This is a genomic window from Marinomonas polaris DSM 16579, assembly GCF_900129155.1.
GTDB lineage: Bacteria > Pseudomonadota > Gammaproteobacteria > Pseudomonadales > Marinomonadaceae > Marinomonas > Marinomonas polaris.
The window spans coordinates 60,948-79,415 of record NZ_FQVF01000021.1 but is presented as its reverse complement, the minus strand read 5'-3'; the positions used below and the strand labels follow the sequence as shown (position 1 = coordinate 79,415).

The window sequence follows — 18,468 nt, the reverse complement described above, 5'->3', positions numbered from 1 at the left end:
GTCTAAAAGTTCTCTAAAAGAGAGCTCAATAAAACGTATTGTGCGCCCAAATGCTGGGCAATATCCTGACCTCGGCCACGCTTAACCGGAGCGTTTTCAGTATCGATCAGTACAGTGTTGCCCTGTAAAACAAGATCGGACACATCAGCTTGGGTGCGACCATCGGTCAATATGTAAGTTTGGCTGTGCAAGCCAGTGGTTGTCTTATGTTGTTGAACCAAATACTGACTGGCGTTTTCTATGGCAACGCGAAACGGCGTACCGCCACCAGCACCTAAATCATCAAGTAAGTCTGAGATTTCTTTTGGCGCACGGACTTTTGGCAAAATCGACGACACACCGTCTTGCCCAAAACCTAAAATCGTAATCTGTTCTCGTGCTAAATACGCATGGTTGGCAATGTCTAAAATCACGCCTTTAGCTTGAGCAAAAACGCCTTGGCTCAAAGTTGATGCCGACGTATCTAATAACACCAAGTGCAAAACAGATTGACCCGTTTTGGCTGGCTTATGCGTCAGGTTTTTCGGCGGCCATTCTTGTGGGTGACTAACGATGCTGCGAAACCAATCAATCCCATCCGCTGATTGAAGATCAACAGATGACGCAACATCAGGACGATAACCGCCCAATTGCTTGCCTTTACGCTTTCCCGGCGTCACCTCATCAATACGAGTGCGAGTTGAATTTCTTTCGTTCAACTCGTCATGAATGGCGACACGAATCGGCGCGCTACTAGCAAGTACTTGTGACTCCATACTTCCCCACTCACCTGAACCATTTTGCTCATTTGTCTGATTGTCTTTAGAGCTTTCTTGATCTTGTGGCTGATCACCTTTATTTAGTGAAGGCGAACGTGAATGATCAGTACGACGAGACGGTGGTGGGCTTGGAGGCTGTGACTGGTTCTGAGTTTTAGCTTGGCGTCTATGTGCCAATACCAAATCTTCCACCGCTTGAATATCGTCCAAAGCAACAGTTTTTGCGCCACGCCAAGCAGCATGAGTCATCGCAGCTCGAATCCAAACAATGTCGCCACGCACACCATCAATATTTGCTAACTGACAGCGAGTCGCGACTTCTAAACGTAATTCATCAGAACAGCGCACTTGTGCCAAGGCTTGTCTTGCTAAACGAATGCTGTTTTTTAAATTACGCTGTTTGTATTTAAAGGCATCACAAAAGGCCTGTGAATCTTGATCGTATTCGTCTCGCAGACGGACAATCTGTACTCGCTCTTCAAGGCTATATTGATTCACTAATTCGACCATTAACCCAAAACGGTCTTTTAACTGCGGACGCAATTCACCTTCGTCTGGGTTCATAGTACCAACCAATAAGAAACGTGCCGCGTGTTCATGGCTAATACCATCACGCTCAACACGATTCACACCGCTGGCTGAAACATCTAAAAGTTGATCAACTAAATGGTCGGCAAGTAAGTTCACTTCATCGACATACAACACACCGCCGTGAGCTTTGCTCAATAAACCTGGCTTAAACGCGACGTGTTTGTCTTGCAGAACTTGCTCTAAATCGAGAGCGCCAAGCAAACGATCTTCACTGGTGCCAAGAGGTAAAGTGGCAAAAGGAACAGGCTCTTCACCTTGTAAAGCAGGCATCACCCCAGACAAACCGCGAGCCAAGGTAGACTTTGCCGATCCACGCGGACCGCTTATCAAAACACCGCCAATTTGGGGATTAATCGCACACAAAATCAACGCTAACTTCAACGGCTCTTGCCCCGCCACTGCGGTAAAAGGAAAGTCACTAGAGGCTAAACGGGTCATTGAGCTACCTGTTGCGGTTCATTAAGTTCAAAAGGAAATCATAAGCCGTCTATTGTAGGCGTTTTCCCTATGATTTGTCTTGTTTGACCTTAACTAGGCAGCAGATTCCTGTCAAACCTAAAGCCTTCAGCATGGCTTGAACAAAACGCATGCCTGTGAAGAAACGATGTGGGTTATTCGTTCTCTGTCTGATACTTATCAATCAATGTTTCTACCAATCCCAAATCAAATTGATTGATCGCCGCTTGAAGGGCTTTTTGCTGATGCTTAGGCAATGATTGACGTAATACCTGAAATACCTCTTCGGTGGTTTGCACATCGCCACTTTGTGCAGCCAATAACAATGGCTGCCAATCTTCTGGTGTTAAATCAGGTAATAGCTCTGGTAACTCGACTGTGTGAGCGCTTTCTTCAGATTGCTCATCAGTAGCCTTTTGTGTCGCAGTGGTTTCAATGATAGGAACAAATTTCACATCAAGATGTGCCACTAAGGCTTTGTAAATATCTTCTATTTGATAAGGCTTAGCGATGACCTGCCAAAAACCATCATCCAATAGAGCTTGCTGTTCATGCACCAATGTCGATGCTGTTACCGCTATTACAGGAATCAATTGTTCCTGATCTTCTTGTTGAATGAATTTTAATAAGTCTATACCGGTTTTGTTGGGCATTCGAATATCGGTCATCACCAAGTCTGGCGGATTCGCTTTGAAGGCTTTTATAGCTTGCTCGCCGTCTTCTGCTTCAATGATCTGACAACCAGCCTTTTCTAACAAAGACACCAGAATATCTCGCGACCATTCATCATCTTCCGCCACCAAAACTCTGATGGGATTATTAAGTCTCATATTAAGAAGCGTGTCTTGCTGGTCACCGTCAATCGCTTCGTCGCCTTCCACTTTAGACAAGGGTAAATCAACTATAATTTGTGTACCGACACCCTCGCTACTTTTAACAGACAAAGTCCCGTTCATCAGTTTGACCAACGTCGTCGATAGAGACAAACCTAACCCTGTGCCACCAGATGCCTCACCCGCTTTCCCCTGTATAAACGGCGTGAACAGGTGATCTATTAATTCAGCTTCTATTCCTGGACCTGTATCTTCAATGCTGATATGAATACGATCCTCTACAATCTGAACGACCGCTTTCACGTAACCTTGAGCTGTGAATTTCACAGCATTACCCAGTAAGTTGGTAATTATTTGCTGGAATTTAACGGGATCTATCCAGACAAACTGCCGCTCGTCTATATCACACTCGACAATAAGCTCTAGACCTTTTTCCTGAGCTTGACCTTGAAAGAGCTTACTAATCTGGCTAACTTCGCGACAAAGGTTAACTTTTTGCTCGTGTAGTACAAGCCGCCCAGACTCTATTCGGGCTATGTCTAAAATGTCGTTAATCAAGCCCAATAAACGATGCCCAGCACTCGCAATGGATAAAAAACGCGTTCTAGAAACGCCAGTTAATTGGTTGTCTTCACTAATCAGTTGTGCGTAGCCAATAATCGCATTTAATGGCGTACGAATTTCATGACTCATATTAGCTAAGAAATGGCTTTTTGCCTGGCTGGCTTGCTCTGCGGCTTCTTTTGCTTGCTCCAACTCCATGGACACATATTTTTGCTCGGTAATATCATTCATGATGTCACCAACAGAGGTTGCCTTGCCATTTTCATCACGCAATAAAAAATAGGTTTCGTAGGTTGCGAAGATATGACCACCTAAGCTCTTGGCCTGCAACTCACCCTCCCAAACACCGTACTCTCTCACATAAGGAATCACGGTTTCTTTCAGAAACTTTTGGCTAACTTCAGGATAAAATTCAAGATAATTATATTCGGCCAAAGACGCATCACTGGCCTCTTCACCCACATCTAGAAGTGAACGTATTTTTTTATTAAAATACGTAATATCGCCATCCAAAGTAGCCATGGCAAAGCCTTGCGCAGAGTTATCTGCAAAGCTTTTAAATAACTTAAGCTGGTTAAACAGGAGATGACGCTCAGTAATATCTCGGGCAATTCCTAAAGTGCCACGAAAATTGATCGAAGGTTCAATTACTGGAACTCGATGGATTTCAAATAAACACGGCTCGCCCCCATCTTTTGGGTAGCCCCAACTTTGCTCATGAGAAGTAATGCCCGTTTGTAAGGTTAAATCTCCTCTGCTTTGATAATAATCACCTTTGCCATCCAAATTTAAATCTAAATCACTTTTTCCTTTTATCTCTAGCGTAGTGAGTTGATTAAAATCTAAAAAAGCTTGGTTACAGTCGAGGTAATTTCCTTGCTCATCTTTTGACCAGACAATATCAGGAATGTTATTTAACAAGGAGGATAAGGTAAGTTCTCGGCGACGCGCTTCTTCACGCGCAACGATCAAAGCGGTTTCAGTTTCAACTAGATTACCTATTTCTTCAAAAATCCCAGCTACACTCAAAACACGATGGTGGCTATCTCTACGAGTAACGCTGCCGCGCATCTCTATCCAAAAACATTCATTAAGATGGTTCTGAATCTGTAAGCGTATCGATTTAGGTGCGAGACGTGTTTCTTGTTCGAGTAACGCAGTTTTCCATGTATTAAAAGTTATTTGATCTTCTGATGATAAAAACGCCAACCAATCTTCTAGGCGCTTTGGTGTTTTTTGTTCTTCAAAACCAAGTTGCATAAAGAATTCAGAAGAAGCATATAAACGACCTGTTTCAGGAAACCACTCCCAAACGCCTGCATTGGTGGCAAGAATCGCTCTTGAATAGCGACGCTGTAATAACTTAAAACGAAAAAGAAAAGCGAGTTGCAAAGCAACCAGTACAAAAGCGGTTAGGCAAAATAAACCAGCAAACACTTTGAGTAGAATGGGAAACTCTATATCCATGATAAATCCCTAAAAACACCAGAAGTAACTTTATTGACTTTAAAAGCCCGGTACCAAGTCGCGCGAGTACAGCTTGTGCTAAAGCTTTTCCGGCTTATGGAAAAAATATCCCTGCCCCCACTCAACACCTAAAAGCTTAAGCTTATCTACGATACTTTGGTTTTCGACAAACTCTGCCACAACAGGTTTATTAAGCATCTTAGCCAACTTCACAATCGAGTCGACCATGCCGTAGTGGATTTCGTTTACGTGCATGTCTTTAATAAACATGCCATCGATTTTAATTAAATCAAATGGCAAATCCATCAGATATGCAAAAGACGAAAAACCTGTACCAAAGTCATCTAAAGCAATGGTACAGCCATGTTCGTGAAGCAAAGCCATAAACCTACGTGTATCAGCAAAGTTATTAAGCGCTTCAGTTTCTGTGATTTCAAAACAGAATTTGCTGCCATCTAATTGATAGTACTGTAACTGCTCAATAATAAACTCAGCAAAGTTCGACTGTCTTACCGACAGCGCAGATACATTCAAAGCGACTTGATCAATTTCGCCCCACAAATCATAACGTTCTGACAACTGCTGCATGGTATTGCTAATCACCCAGCGATCTATTTTGGAGACAATACCAAAACGCTCTGCTGCTCGGATAAAATCATTGGGGTAAATTAAACCGCCCGTTTCTTCGTCTTTCAGTCGAACTAATATTTCTATTTTCTTTTTCGGTTCATCGTTAATCAATGAACACACTTGTTGAAAATGCACTTCGAATAAATCTTTATCGAGGCCGTCAATAATACGCAGCCCCCAGTTTAAATTCCCCCTATGCTCTTCATATGCAAGGTCTTTGGCATTCTTGATAATTCGAGAATGAACACCCGACTTTTTGCTGGAATAACAAATTTCGTCAGCCAACATAACAACTTGTTCAAAAGACACCATATCAAGCGTAATTGGAATAGCAACTTGCGTCACAGTCATTCGAAACTGACGCTCATCCCATACAAATGCAAAGTTCTTGAAACCTTGTTGTAGTAAGCGGAAAAAAGATTCGACCGCCTCATCACCGCCTTGACTGATAACAATGGCAAATTTATCACCGCTTAAGCGAGCACAAAAATCGCGTTGGGGATCAGCGAACTCACTCATCATGATCGCCAGTTGATACAACAATTCATCACCGGCAATACAGCCGCATGAATCATTTATCAGACGAAACTCGTTCACGTCGATTAAAATAAAATAAGGTATATGCTCAGCGGTTTTAGCTTGGACGCCAGAAATGAGATGAGATATGTGTTCATCTAGTGCGTCGCGGTTATAGAGTTGAGTGACAAAATCATGCTGTGCAAGATAGTTCAGTCGATCTTGCATATAGCGTCTTTCGTTCACTTCTTTTCGAAGGTTTCGATTTACCAAATTAAGATCTGCAGTCCGCTCACGAACCTTTTCTTCCAGTGACGAGGTAAGCTCTCTTAACTCATTCACCAATTGGAATTTTTCCAGCTGGTGTTGAACTCTGGAACGGACTTCTTCTATTCGAATAGGCTTACTGATGTAATCATTGCCGCCTGCCTCAAAACCTCGACTTATATCATCAGCCAACGCGGTAACAAAAATAATCGGTACATCTTTATGATGCGGATGGCATCGAATTCGACGACAGGTCTCGAACCCGTCAATTCCCCCCATCATAACATCTAACAAAATTAAACACGGCTGGGTTCTATCTAGCAGTTCCAGAGCTCGTTCGCCGGAGTTTGCTACAGAAATTTGGCAATCCAATGCATCCATTACTTCCTTTAAAACGCGTAAATTCTCTGGAACATCATCGACAATTAACACCGTTGGGGACTGCTTCATACCTAGCTATGCCTTTTCTATGATTTAACAATCACTTAAATAAAGTAATTAAAACGCCACGATTGAACAATTATTAAGTAATACCCCTAAATACTACCTCTGTTTCTTATAAAATATCCATCTAAGTTATCTATAAAAAGCCTAGAATAAAAATTAGCCGATGATCCTAAGCACAAAATAAAAGTAGATTGTACAAGGGTCTCAAATGAAGACTCATTAAAGCGCTGAATGATAGGAAATATACAAATTAGATACGAGGCATGCACTAATGTGGATCAAGGAAAGTCCACATTAACACACGCTGATAAAACGACTTGTTAAAAAAGAGTCAAATAAAAGTAAAGATCGACTTTATACCTTAAACTTTGGCATCTACCATCACTATTTGCGCCCACTTTGGTGGACGATGATAACGGCCAACTACTGAACTTAATAATAAGAACGCAAGTAACGAGTAGGCTAAATGGCTCCAATCAAGAAACACCATAGCCGCCATCAATACCGTAATATCCGCAACTAACGTTGTTTTACTCGCATGAACACCAAATCGCCGCTCTAAATACACAGATAAGATATTTAGCCCGCCTAAAGAAGCATTATGGCGGAACAAGATAATTAGCCCAAAACCAACTAATAAGCCACCTAGAGCACCCGATAAAAGAGGATGAATCGATAGAACAACATATTGTTTCATCAGTTCAGAAAGCAAAGACAACAGACTAACACTGGCAAAGGTACGTAAGGTAAAGTCTCGCCCTAGTGTGTACCAAGCTAATATGTAAAAAGGAATATTAAGCAAGAAAAACAACTGCCCAAAAGATAAATCAGTAACCCGCAACAGAATCATTCCAGCGCCTGCTGTGCCGCTAATAAGCAACCCAGCGGAATTTAGAATATGCAAGCCTAAGGCAACAAGCAGACAACCCTCAATAATAGAGAGCCAACGATGAGTGGTTTTCATAAAACGTCCTTAACAAGAGTCGTATTAACTTTTGGTTAATAACAAAGGTTTGTAAAAATCGCTTCTTGTGAAAGCGGATAACACAAACCACATTCAATTCAGTAAATTCAGCACTGAGTTTCTCAGTTAAAACTGAAGCACATTTCATACCATAATATAGGGAAGGTGTGAATAATTCTACTAAGCCTCAGTCTTTCAGAGAAACCGTCAGATAAGGCGCGGCTCTGAAGGAATGTAGGAACCTTTCAAAGAGTCGCAACGATATGTGGCGCTTTCTCTGAAAGACCCGAAGGGCATGGTCTAAAAGACCTATATTCTTTGTTGAGCACCTCGAAAATAGGTCAACTATTCACATTCGGTACTCGCCTAGAATAACAGGCTTTTATCCACATGCTGAGGCAAGAGGACTTGTTCACACCTTCCCTTGAATACACAATTGCTTATGGACTTTTATTTGTCTCTTGGATCATTTATCACCAGGGAAGCGAATAGCACTACTCATCAAAACAGAAACAAGGCTACAATAGCCAAATGAGAATCACACTTAGACAATTACAAATATTTGAAGCGGTTGTTCACACAGGATCCGTTACTGCTGCTGCAGAAATGGTTTCCATCAGCCAACCTGCTGCAAGCCAAGCACTAAGAGAGCTAGAAGCTCTTTTAGGTCGGCCTCTTTTCCGCCGCCACGGCAAACGTTTGCAAATAACACCACAAGCAAGGCACCTCCTCCCACAAGCTCGTGCAGTTCTCAGTCAAATAGAACAAATCGAGAGCATGGGCAACGAAGATGAGCTAAGCGGCTCATTGCATTTGGCTGCCAGTGTGAGTGTTGGTAATTATCTACTGCCTAAACAGATGTCTTTGTTTAAACGTCAACACCCTAACATTCGTTTTAACTTAGACATTGGCAATACACAAAGCGTGATTCAACAATTGCTAACAGGTAAAGCTGAAGTCGGTTTTATCGAAGGCTACTGCCAACACGCAGAATTGATGACCCAGGTATGGTTAAAAGACGAACTTGTGGTATTTGGTTCCGCTGAAGAAGAACGCCCTGAGAATTTATCGTGGGATGACTTAAAAGAGGCCAGCTGGGTAATGCGCGAATCCGGCTCTGGTACTCGCAATATATTAGAACAAGCCACCGCGGCTCAAATTCCACAGCTTAATGTCGTCCTTTCCCTTGCTCACATGGAAGCGGTAAAACAAGCCGTCATTCATCAAATGGGACTTGGCTGCTTGTCTCGTATGGCTATATCCCAAGAACTCAACGCTGGGCTAATACGTCTTTATCAAACACCATTAGAACTAAACCGAAACCTATTAATTGTCACACCAAAGAACACCGCGCTAACCCAAAACGCTCAGCGCTTTATCGATCTCTGCTGCACAGCGCCAATCCTATCAAATACATAAAATATACATTTTTAGACCTTTGCTAGATTATTTAGCATTTGCGGTTGAAGTTTACGCAAAGGTCAATACAATAAATTCATAAAATATATAAATTATGCGAATCACATAAAAAGTATGAATATTAATAAAATTGATCTTAATCTTCTTATTTATCTCGATGTCTTACTGAGAGAATGCAACGTCACGCGCTCTGCAAATCAGCTAAACATCACACAGCCAGCGATGAGCAATGGCTTAAAGCGTCTAAGAGACTTGTTAAGCGACCCATTGCTAGTCCGCACTAGTGAAGGCATGAAGCCTACTGAGAAAGCCTTACGCCTACAACCTATCGTACGCAAAGTTCTATTAGAACTAGAAGAAGCTCTGCAGCCAGAAGCAGACTTTAACGAAAGTATTAGTACGCGTGTATTTCGTATCATGGCGAGTGACTATGCCGCTTCAACCGTTATTCCGCGACTACTTAACCGTCTACGGGAATTTGCACCCGGCATTACGCTCGACATAATGACGCCAAGTGATGTCACCTTTCATGATGTTGAGGCCGGCAAAATCGATATGGCCATTAACCGTTTTGAAGAATTACCTCAGTCCTTCCATCAAAAAAGTGTCTGGTTTGATACCTTTGTCTGCATGATGAGCTCAAAAAATCCTGTCAAAGACCATTTTGATATTGAAGCATACTTACAAGCCCAGCACATTTGGGTGAGTAAAACAGGCTTTGGTGTGGGTGTCGGCATGGACCCAAACGACGTACAGAAATTAGGCTGGGTTGATGAGGCACTACAAGCTCTTGATCATAAACGCAGCATTCGGGTGTTTACCAGAAGTTACCATACCGCGATGCACTTGGCTCTTGAGCAAGATCTTATTGCCACTCTTCCCAAAAAAGTCGCCATGGTTAATAAAAAGAACCCTGATTTAGTCATTCTAGATCCACCATTCGATATTCCAGAAATTGAACTAAAAATGATTTGGAGCCCGCTACTACATCACGATGCCAGTCATATTTGGTTCAGAAGACAAGTCATTGATGTGGCAAATGAGCTAAAAGCACAAGCTAAATAATAAGAGCCATCAGAAGACACAAAACTATGTTCAACATTTCTCATGTTCATCATGTCGCCATCATTTGCTCTGACTATTTGGTCTCAAAACGATTCTATAGTGAGATTCTTGGCTTTCGCATACTAAAAGAGACTTATAGAGAAGAACGTCAGTCTTATAAATTAGACCTTGCCATTAATGACCAACAACAAATTGAACTTTTCTCATTTCCATCACCACCAGTACGTCCTTCTCGGCCTGAGGCGCAAGGCTTAAGACACTTAGCCTTTGCAGTAGAAAATTTAGAAGACTGTATTAAACATCTAAATCAACAAGGTGTGATCACGGAAGACATTCGATTGGATGAGCTGACTGGCAAGCGTTTTACTTTCTTTGCCGATCCAGACGACTTACCGCTTGAGCTTTACGAGCTATAGCCGCAATAGCAGCATTTAAAGCCAGCACTTATAAACCGGCATTTAAAATCATCGCTTAAAGCCAATAACTCAAGTCAAAAAAAACGCCCACTACTTTACAGTGGGCGTTCTGTTCTTCTCTTACTATAAAACAAAGAGTCTTATAGAGATTTAGAGTTTTCAGCAAGGTAAGACGCAACACCTTCTGGAGAAGTTGTCATGCCTTTGTCGCCTTTGTTCCAGCCAGCTGGACAAACTTGGCCATGCTCTTCGAAGAATTGAAGCGCATCAACAACACGAACCAATTCATCCATGTTACGGCCAATCGGCTCATCGTTTACAACTTGTGAACGAACAATACCTTTTTGGTCGATAACAAAAGACGCACGCATAGCAACACCAGCTGGGTAGTAAGAATCACCACCTTCTGACTCAATGCCGTATGCTTTTGCGATTGCATGATCCATGTCTGCTGCTAATGTATATTCAACAGCACCGATACCACCTTGCTCAACTGGAGTATTACGCCAAGCGTTGTGAGTAAAATGAGAATCGATAGAAACACCGATGACTTCTACGCCCATTTCACGGAATTTATCCATACGGTGAGACATAGCAATGATTTCTGAAGGACATACGAATGTGAAATCTAACGGGTAGAAGAACACGATTGCGTATTTGCCTTTGATTGTTTCAGCAAGGTTGAAAGAATCAACAATTTGGCCATCTGCCAATACGGCTGGAACTGTAAAATCTGGGGCTTTTTTACCAACTAAAATAGACATCTTTAACGTCTCCTTTTATTGCTTAATATTTAAAGGCTAATGTTTAACTCAACAATGTCGCTTACCATCATAACCGACACAAAAACTTATTCTTCAGAAGAAGAACCGACTGCTTCGTTGATCAAAGTCTGTAGTTCACCGTTAGCAGCCATTTCAACGATAATATCGCAACCACCCACTAACTCGCCTTTAACCCAAAGCTGTGGGAATGTTGGCCAGTTAGCAAACTTTGGTAGCTCAGCACGAATATCAGGATTATCTAGGATATTTACAAACGCAAAACGCTCGCCGCAGGACATTAGTGCTTGCACTGCCTGAGATGAAAACCCGCACTGTGGAGCGCGAGGGTTGCCTTTCATGTACAACAAAATATCGTTACTGCTAATCTGCTCTTTAATTGTTTCGATTGTATTACTCATGCTAAAAACCTCGCTCTGCAACTGTCTTTGGTAAGGACAAACGAATTATTAATGCCCTTACTAAATTCAAGTCTATTAAATTCATTAAACTTGCATCAGTTTATTGGGTCTCGTGGTGTATTTACAACCCCAAAAAGATGCTTTCCTTTCTACTTTCTCTTGTTAATTGCCCTTTACTCGCCTACCTGAGTGTATTAAATTGGTCGACTCCCTTTTTCCAAAGACATACAAGGAGTCCTAGCGTGTCGCCTAGACATTTTCTTACTCTGAAGGATCTATCTTCTGACGAGTTAAAACAGTTACTACTACGAGCTTCAGAGCTTAAGAAAATCCATCACGAAGGCACTCTATTTCAACCGCTGAAAAACCGAGTTTTAGCGATGATATTTGAAAAGTCATCGACCCGGACTCGAGTTTCTTTTGAGGCGGGTATGGCTCAATTTGGCGGACACGCATTGTTTCTTTCCTCTCGAGATACGCAATTGGGACGTGGCGAACCAGTTGAAGACAGCGCACGTGTTATTTCAAGCATGGTAGATGCCGTAATGATAAGAACCTTTGATCATAAAACCGTCGAAACTTTTGCCAAATACTCATCTGTTCCTGTTATTAACGCTCTGACTGATGACTATCACCCATGCCAACTGCTTGCTGATATGCAAACATATCAAGAACACCGAGGATCTATCGAAGGCAAAAAAGTCGTCTGGGTTGGTGATGGCAACAACATGTGTAATTCCTACATTAATGCAGCAGCTATGCTCGACTTCCAATTAGTTGTTGCTTGCCCAGTAGGCTATGAACCCAATGCAGATTTGGTTGCAGAACATGCTGATCGCGTGACTGTGCTTCACAATGCGCATGAAGCAGCCAAAGGCGCGGATCTAATCGTCACTGACGTATTTGCCTCAATGGGCCAAGAAGACGAGCAGGAACAGCGCTTAAAAGACTTTGATGGCTTCCAAGTGAATGCCGAACTAATGGCTAAGGCTAATCATGATGCCTTATTCATGCACTGCCTGCCAGCTCACCGAGGCGAAGAAGTGTCTGCTGACGTAATAGATCATCCAGACTGTGTGGTTTGGGATGAAGCAGAAAACCGCTTACACGCACAAAAAGCACTGCTTGAATTTTTGCTCTGCCACTAACACAATATCAAGGCTCGTAAGGATCCCCTTCCCTACGAGCTTTTTTTTGCCCCCAAATATTAAAAAGACGCATCAACCGTGAATTACTATGAGCATTATTGAAGTTAGGCATTTAAAAACACTGACCGCACTCAGAGAAACTGGCAGCTTAGTCGAAGCTGCCGAACGAGTTCACTTGACGCAATCAGCTTTATCTCACCAACTTAAAGATCTTGAAGAAAAGCTAGGATGTCCACTTTTCATTCGAAAAACGAAACCAGTTCGTTTTACCAGCGCTGGACTGCGTTTATTACAATTAGCAGATGATGTGCTACTTTCATTCCGTTCGGCCCAGCGCGATATTCAACGCTTCGCTGAAGGGGAAAGTGGACGCCTGCACATCGCTATTGAATGCCACAGCTGTTACGAATGGCTGATGCCAACCATTGACCATTTCCGCGAACATTGGCCGGATGTCGAGCTCGACCTTTCTACAGCCTTTGGTTTCATGCCATTACCAGCTCTTGCCCGCGGTGATTTAGATTTAGTCGTGACATCCGATCCACAAGACATTCCAAATATTGAATACATCCCATTGTTTCAATATGAGTCTCAGGTCGCCTTATCCAGACATCATGCTCTGGCAAAAAAAGAATTTCTAACACCGGAAGATTTTGCGAAAGAAACACTTATTACCTATCCGGTCGAAACGGAACGATTGGATATTTTTAAACACTTCCTAAACCCAGCGGACGTGTCACCAGCTAAAATTCGTCATAGTGAATTGACGCTGATGATGATGCAGTTGGTAGCAAGCGGTCGCGGTGTCTGTTGCTTACCAAATTGGGCATTAACAGAATACACCAACCGACAATATGTCATTACCAAGTCGTTAGGCGAAGAAGGCGTTTGGTGTAAGCTCTATTTGGCAATAAGAAAAGATCAGCGTGAAAACGCCTATATGGAAGATTTGATTTCTACCGCATCAAAAACTTGCTTTAAGAATCTAAAAGGCATTCTAGCTCCAGAACTTTAAAAACATCACTCAAAACCAACTTTCAAACGATTTCACGAGCGAAACCTAGACTAGGAAAAATAGACGAATAAATGAATAACTACATGGATGTAGTTATTCGGGCGATACAGGAAGTCAAAGCCGGGGTTATGAGTTATGGGCTATAAATGAGCCAATGTTGCTAAATCCATAAATAAGCGAGTCTATTTTAACAAAGTATTGGCAAGCGTAGTAATCGTTACAAGTACAGCATCAGGACAGAGAGTTCTGATGCTGATTACGCGACCAAATCAAACTAAATTTAGCGCCACCAGACTCACTGGCATCAATCAACACAGCACCACCATGCCAAAAAGCAATACGCTGAACAATCGCCAAACCTAGTCCATAACCACCTGAAGCTCGTGTACGACTGTTATCTAATCGCTGAAAAGGAATAAAGACCTTATCTCTATCTTCAAACGCAATACCTGGCCCATCATCTTCAATATCTAACTGCCAACGCTCTTCATCATGAGAGAAAGTAATAACAATCTTACCTGCAGCGTATTTTGAGGCATTTAAAATAAGGTTCTGTAACGCTCGACTCAAATGGTGCTCATCTGCTAAAACCAAATCTGTTTCATCGATATTTACCTCGACACTGAGATGCTGAAGTAATAAATGATTATGCTGTAAAATATCGCCAACCAGTTGAGAAATAGAAATCTCTTTGAAATTCAGCGCCAAAGAACCAGCTTCTAACTTCCCGTAAGTTAACACCTCATCAACCAGTGTATTCAGTTCTTCAACATCGCCCTCAAGCGCTTCAATCGTTTTAGCAACATTATCATCTACCTCATCCTTCATCACCTCCAACCCAAATCGTAAACGGGCAATAGGCGTTCGCAACTCATGAGAAATAGCATTTATCATTTCACGTTGAACTTTTAGCAATCGTTGGATATGAGAAGACATCGAGTCAAAGGAATACGCCAGCTCTTTTAGCGTCCCACTACTGTCAGGAATACCTTTCGGTAAACCACTTCGACCACGGGCAATTTGACGAGTAATACTTTCGAATGTTTTGCGCTTAAAGTCCAAAGAGATAAGTTCACGCCAAATTAGCATCAGCATAATTGCAATACCGACACCGACTACAATAACCACAATTAAAGTCAAGGACACATTATCATCATGAACAACAGACAAATAGACGGTATTACTTGTATCCTTATCTTTCCAGACAAAGCCATATTCACTATAAGCGCCGCTCACTAGAGCTACAGCAGTTAATGGGCTAGAAACCTTAGAAGAAATTTCCTTCATAGAAAGACAAGACATACTTTTTAATAAGGTAACTTTGTCTGAGTAGGAAATATCATTTGCTAACAAAAACTGTGCTAACAATGACTCTATTTTAAAAAGCGGACGATCTTGATTAGCGTGTCCAATCAGAACCGGCTGATTAGTTTTTCCAAATGCAATCTGATAGCTATTATTAGGTAATTTAAGCCATTTTTTTTCTGCAATAAGAGAAGAGAGAGCCGCGATTGAAAACGGTTTAGAGGATTGGGAGGTCCAACTAAATTGGGAATCGGGAAGATCTTTTTGAATACCTGAAAGAAGTAAGACAGAGCTGATTTCAGCATCAACACAAAGCAATTGCTCAGCTCTTGATGCGCCAAAACGAATTTGAGTGAACTCCATGACGATGTAACAACACGCCACAATAACGACACCTCCAAAAATAAGGTGTCGATATAACCGCCACATTTCAGCTCGCATTCTATTCTATACTTCTTTTACGAACAGGTAGCCTTTACTGCGAATAGTCTTTATACGGCGAGGATGAATTGGATCATCACCTATTTTTGAACGTATACGGGAGATTCTAACGTCAACCGAGCGATCCTGACCATCATATTCAATGCCACGCAATTCACCAAAAATTTCTTCTCGGCTTAAAATACGACCAGCATTACTAGACAGCAACCATAACAAATCAAACTCGGCACTCGTTAGTTCGATTTCTTCTTCAAGTAACCAAGCTTCACGGCGAGAGTTATCAATAGTCAGTGGCCCAAAAGTCAAGTTTTGCTCTTCCTTGGAAAGATCAAGCGTCAAATCTACATCTTGTGTACTGCGACGCAACAAAGATTGAACTCGAGCCAACAACACTCTAGGTTTAGCTGGTTTAGATACATAATCATCAGCACCTATTTCTAAACCTAATATCTGATCAACATCGTCACTACGAGCAGTTAACATCAGAATAGGTCCTTTGTAGTCATTGCGAACACTTCTACACACTGTAAAACCATCTGCGCCCGGCAACATAAGATCTAGAATAACCAAAGATGGCTGTTCCTCAACAATACGGGAAATAGCTTTGCGTCCATCAGGCTCGATCCCAACAGTAAAGCCATTTTTTTGCAAATACTCTTGAGTGAGTAACGCCAAACGCTCATCGTCTTCAACAATCAAAATGGTTCTGTTGTCATCTATGCTCATGGGCAATCCTCGTCCAGTTGTTATCATTTTTAGTTTTAGTGACTTAAAATCAATTCGTTTAAAATCAATCTACTAGAAGACTTTGAATTTGTCTAACTCTCTCGAGGTTAATACCAAGATCAGAGTAGCCAACACGAGAAGCTGAACGGACATGAACAACACTGTCGGCTTCTGGTAGGTAAAACTCAACATCATCAATATAGCCAATCAAAGCACTTTTCACTTCAAAGTGAACATAGCCTAGTGTGCTACTAACCAGATGAGCATTCCCTTTGCTTAGTATAAAAGACTCAATAGACAACTGAGTCTTCATACGGTCACCTGTGTAAACTATAGGCTCTGCATAATGCTCCAAATCTTCCGGAGATGCTTGAGTTGACACACAGTTCGGGGACGAAGGACAAGACATCAGCCCGCCATCCGTGACACCAAGTCCTTCAGGCAATTTATTACTTATAGTGACGTATATAAAGAAACCTACGAACAAGACAACAATCAATGCAATTATCCAGCGAACCATGCCTCTACAACTCCTAAGCAATTTTCATCTTAACGAAACGATCTTTTACCTGGCTTTTTAGGTTTAAACTCAGGTTTGTCATTGCTCTGCCAATCAAAACCTTTAGGTGGCGCACGACGCGCTCCGCCTGCTGTTGCTTTGTTTTTGTGGCGTTTTAATTCTAATTTCTCTTGTTGGGTTTTTGGTGTCAATTCTGATAACTTAAGGTCAACCATGGCGCACAAAGAATTAACATCGGTTTCTTCCATTTCTACCCAACGTCCAACTTTTGCTTTTGAAGGCAAGAAGACAGGGCCGAAGCGAACACGTTTCAAACGGTTAACTTTTACACCTTGAGATTCCCAAAGACGACGAACTTCACGGTTACGCCCTTCCATCAAGCAAACATAGAACCAACGGTTAATGCCTTCACCACCGCCATCAACGATGTCCGTAAACTTGGCAACACCATCGTCTAAAATTATGCCTTTTTTCAACGCAGCTAGATTTTCATCAGTGACTTCACCCATCACGCGGACAAGGTATTCACGATCTATCTCAGTAGATGGATGCATCAATCGATTTGCTAATTCACCATCAGTGGTAAAAAGCAGCAAACCTGACGTATTGATATCCAAACGGCCAACAGCAATCCAACGCTCTCCGCGCAATTTTGGCAGTTTATCAAACACAGTAGGTCGACCTTCAGGATCTTTACGAGTACAGACCTCGCCTTCTGGTTTGTTATAAATAATAACACGGCGGTTTTCACCAGCCTCAGTCGCAATAATAGAGTAACCATCTATTGTGATCGTATCTTTTACGCTAACGCGGTCACCTAATGTGGCAACTTCGCCATTAACTAATACACGACCTTCACGAATACGAGTTTCCATTTCACGACGTGAACCTTGACCCGCTCTTGCTAATACTTTTTGTAACTTCTCGTCCATTACGAACCTCTTAGAGGGAATGCTTCTCAGCAACCCAGTTTTAGTAATATTAATTAACCATTTTTCGCATTATAAGCCACACAGCATGGGCCTTGACAGCTGAATATTAAAGATTTTACAGAAAGGGAGCAGGATCACCTGCACCAACACGTACCACTTCAATACTATCTGCATCCATTTTAACGACCGTTGTCGGTTGTAACCCACAAAAACCGCCATCAATGACTAAATCTAGCGCATGTTCTAGAGTATCGCGAATATCATATGGATCTGTCATTGGATCTGTCTCTCCAGGCAAAATAAGAGAAACACTCATAATAGGTTCGCCCAATTCTTCTAACAAAGCAGACACTATGTTGTTATTCGGAACACGAATACCAATGGTCTTTCTTTTCGGATGCAATAATCGCCTAGGAACTTCCGATGTCGCATTAAAAATAAAAGTATAAGGACCCGGTGTATTATTTTTCAACAAACGGTACAAGCGATTATCAAATCGCGCATAGGTTGATATTTCAGACAAATCTCGACACACCAAGGTAAAGTTATGCTTATCATCCAAACGACGAATTGCTCGAATTCGATCCAATGCATCTTTATCACCCAAATGACAACCGAGCGAATACCCACAGTCTGTTGGATACGCAATAACACCGCCGTTACGAATCACTTCTGCCGCTTGTTTTACCAAACGCGCTTGCGGGTTTTCTGGGTGTATCTGAAAAAATTGACTCAACCTATTCTCCACTAAAAAATATATAAATAATAACTCGTAACTAATTCAAGGGAGCTTAAAAATAAGCCG

The 18,468-nt window shown here is 41.9% G+C and carries 16 protein-coding genes; 5 read left to right on the top strand and 11 right to left on the bottom strand.

Features of this window, described 5'->3' with window-relative positions; all coding sequences use genetic code 11:
* Positions 1–2 precede the first annotated feature (2 nt).
* The 4 genes from BUA59_RS19395 to BUA59_RS19380 form a co-directional block, all read right to left on the bottom strand.
* Positions 3–1,787: an ATP-binding protein gene (locus BUA59_RS19395; protein WP_072841307.1), complete on the bottom strand. Its 1,785-nt coding sequence runs from the start codon at positions 1,785–1,787 to the stop codon at positions 3–5.
* 173 nt (positions 1,788–1,960) lie between these two features.
* Positions 1,961–4,669, bottom strand: a complete 2,709-nt coding sequence (locus tag BUA59_RS19390; RefSeq protein WP_072841306.1) for a hybrid sensor histidine kinase/response regulator — start codon at positions 4,667–4,669, stop codon at positions 1,961–1,963.
* Positions 4,670–4,747: 78 nt separating this feature from the next.
* Positions 4,748–6,532: a two-component system response regulator gene (locus BUA59_RS19385; RefSeq protein ID WP_072841305.1), complete on the bottom strand. Its 1,785-nt coding sequence runs from the start codon at positions 6,530–6,532 to the stop codon at positions 4,748–4,750.
* A 358-nt stretch (positions 6,533–6,890) separates the two neighbouring features.
* The gene (locus BUA59_RS19380) at positions 6,891–7,493 is read right to left on the bottom strand and encodes a DUF6198 family protein (RefSeq protein ID WP_072841304.1); all 603 of its coding nucleotides are present in this window, start codon (positions 7,491–7,493) and stop codon (positions 6,891–6,893) included.
* Positions 7,494–8,024: 531 nt separating this feature from the next.
* On the opposite strand from BUA59_RS19380, the gene BUA59_RS19375 reads away from it, so the two are divergent.
* From BUA59_RS19375 to gloA2, 3 genes are all read left to right on the top strand, one after another.
* Positions 8,025–8,912, top strand: coding sequence for a LysR substrate-binding domain-containing protein (locus tag BUA59_RS19375; RefSeq protein WP_072841303.1), 888 nt, complete (start codon positions 8,025–8,027; stop codon positions 8,910–8,912).
* A 114-nt stretch (positions 8,913–9,026) separates the two neighbouring features.
* Positions 9,027–9,977: a LysR family transcriptional regulator gene (locus BUA59_RS19370; protein WP_012071055.1), complete on the top strand. Its 951-nt coding sequence runs from the start codon at positions 9,027–9,029 to the stop codon at positions 9,975–9,977.
* Positions 9,978–10,003: 26 nt separating this feature from the next.
* Entirely contained in the window at positions 10,004–10,393 is a 390-nt protein-coding gene (gene gloA2 / locus BUA59_RS19365) for an SMU1112c/YaeR family gloxylase I-like metalloprotein (protein ID WP_072841302.1), read from the top strand.
* A 140-nt stretch (positions 10,394–10,533) separates the two neighbouring features.
* Here gloA2 and BUA59_RS19360 read toward each other — a convergent pair whose 3' ends face one another.
* Together BUA59_RS19360 and grxD are read right to left on the bottom strand one after the other, a co-directional pair.
* Entirely contained in the window at positions 10,534–11,157 is a 624-nt protein-coding gene (locus BUA59_RS19360; protein ID WP_072841301.1) for a peroxiredoxin, read from the bottom strand.
* A gap of 86 nt (positions 11,158–11,243) precedes the next feature.
* Positions 11,244–11,576: a Grx4 family monothiol glutaredoxin gene (grxD, locus tag BUA59_RS19355; RefSeq protein ID WP_072841300.1), complete on the bottom strand. Its 333-nt coding sequence runs from the start codon at positions 11,574–11,576 to the stop codon at positions 11,244–11,246.
* A 242-nt stretch (positions 11,577–11,818) separates the two neighbouring features.
* On the opposite strand from grxD, the gene argF reads away from it, so the two are divergent.
* Positions 11,819–12,724 carry an ornithine carbamoyltransferase gene (gene argF / locus BUA59_RS19350; RefSeq protein WP_072841299.1) on the top strand — a complete coding sequence of 302 codons (906 nt, stop codon included), beginning with the start codon at positions 11,819–11,821 and terminating at the stop codon, positions 12,722–12,724.
* Positions 12,725–12,812: 88 nt separating this feature from the next.
* Entirely contained in the window at positions 12,813–13,739 is a 927-nt protein-coding gene (locus BUA59_RS19345) for a LysR family transcriptional regulator (protein WP_249422120.1), read from the top strand.
* A 231-nt stretch (positions 13,740–13,970) separates the two neighbouring features.
* Here the strand turns inward: BUA59_RS19345 and BUA59_RS19340 are convergent, their stop codons facing one another.
* The 5 genes from BUA59_RS19340 to BUA59_RS19320 form a co-directional block, all read right to left on the bottom strand.
* Positions 13,971–15,473, bottom strand: coding sequence for an ATP-binding protein (locus tag BUA59_RS19340; protein ID WP_245813196.1), 1,503 nt, complete (start codon positions 15,471–15,473; stop codon positions 13,971–13,973).
* Positions 15,474–15,491: 18 nt separating this feature from the next.
* Positions 15,492–16,211, bottom strand: a complete 720-nt coding sequence (locus BUA59_RS19335; RefSeq protein ID WP_012071062.1) for a response regulator — start codon at positions 16,209–16,211, stop codon at positions 15,492–15,494.
* 64 nt (positions 16,212–16,275) lie between these two features.
* The gene (locus BUA59_RS19330) at positions 16,276–16,731 is read right to left on the bottom strand and encodes a DUF1499 domain-containing protein (RefSeq protein WP_084122563.1); all 456 of its coding nucleotides are present in this window, start codon (positions 16,729–16,731) and stop codon (positions 16,276–16,278) included.
* Between the two features lie 29 nt (positions 16,732–16,760).
* Complete coding sequence (gene rluB / locus BUA59_RS19325) at positions 16,761–17,663, bottom strand: 23S rRNA pseudouridine(2605) synthase RluB (RefSeq protein ID WP_072841297.1); 903 nt, start codon at positions 17,661–17,663, stop codon at positions 16,761–16,763.
* 115 nt (positions 17,664–17,778) lie between these two features.
* A complete protein-coding gene (locus BUA59_RS19320) occupies positions 17,779–18,399 on the bottom strand; it encodes an L-threonylcarbamoyladenylate synthase (RefSeq protein ID WP_072841296.1) in 621 nt (206 codons plus the stop codon).
* Between the last annotated feature and the right edge of the window lie 69 nt (positions 18,400–18,468).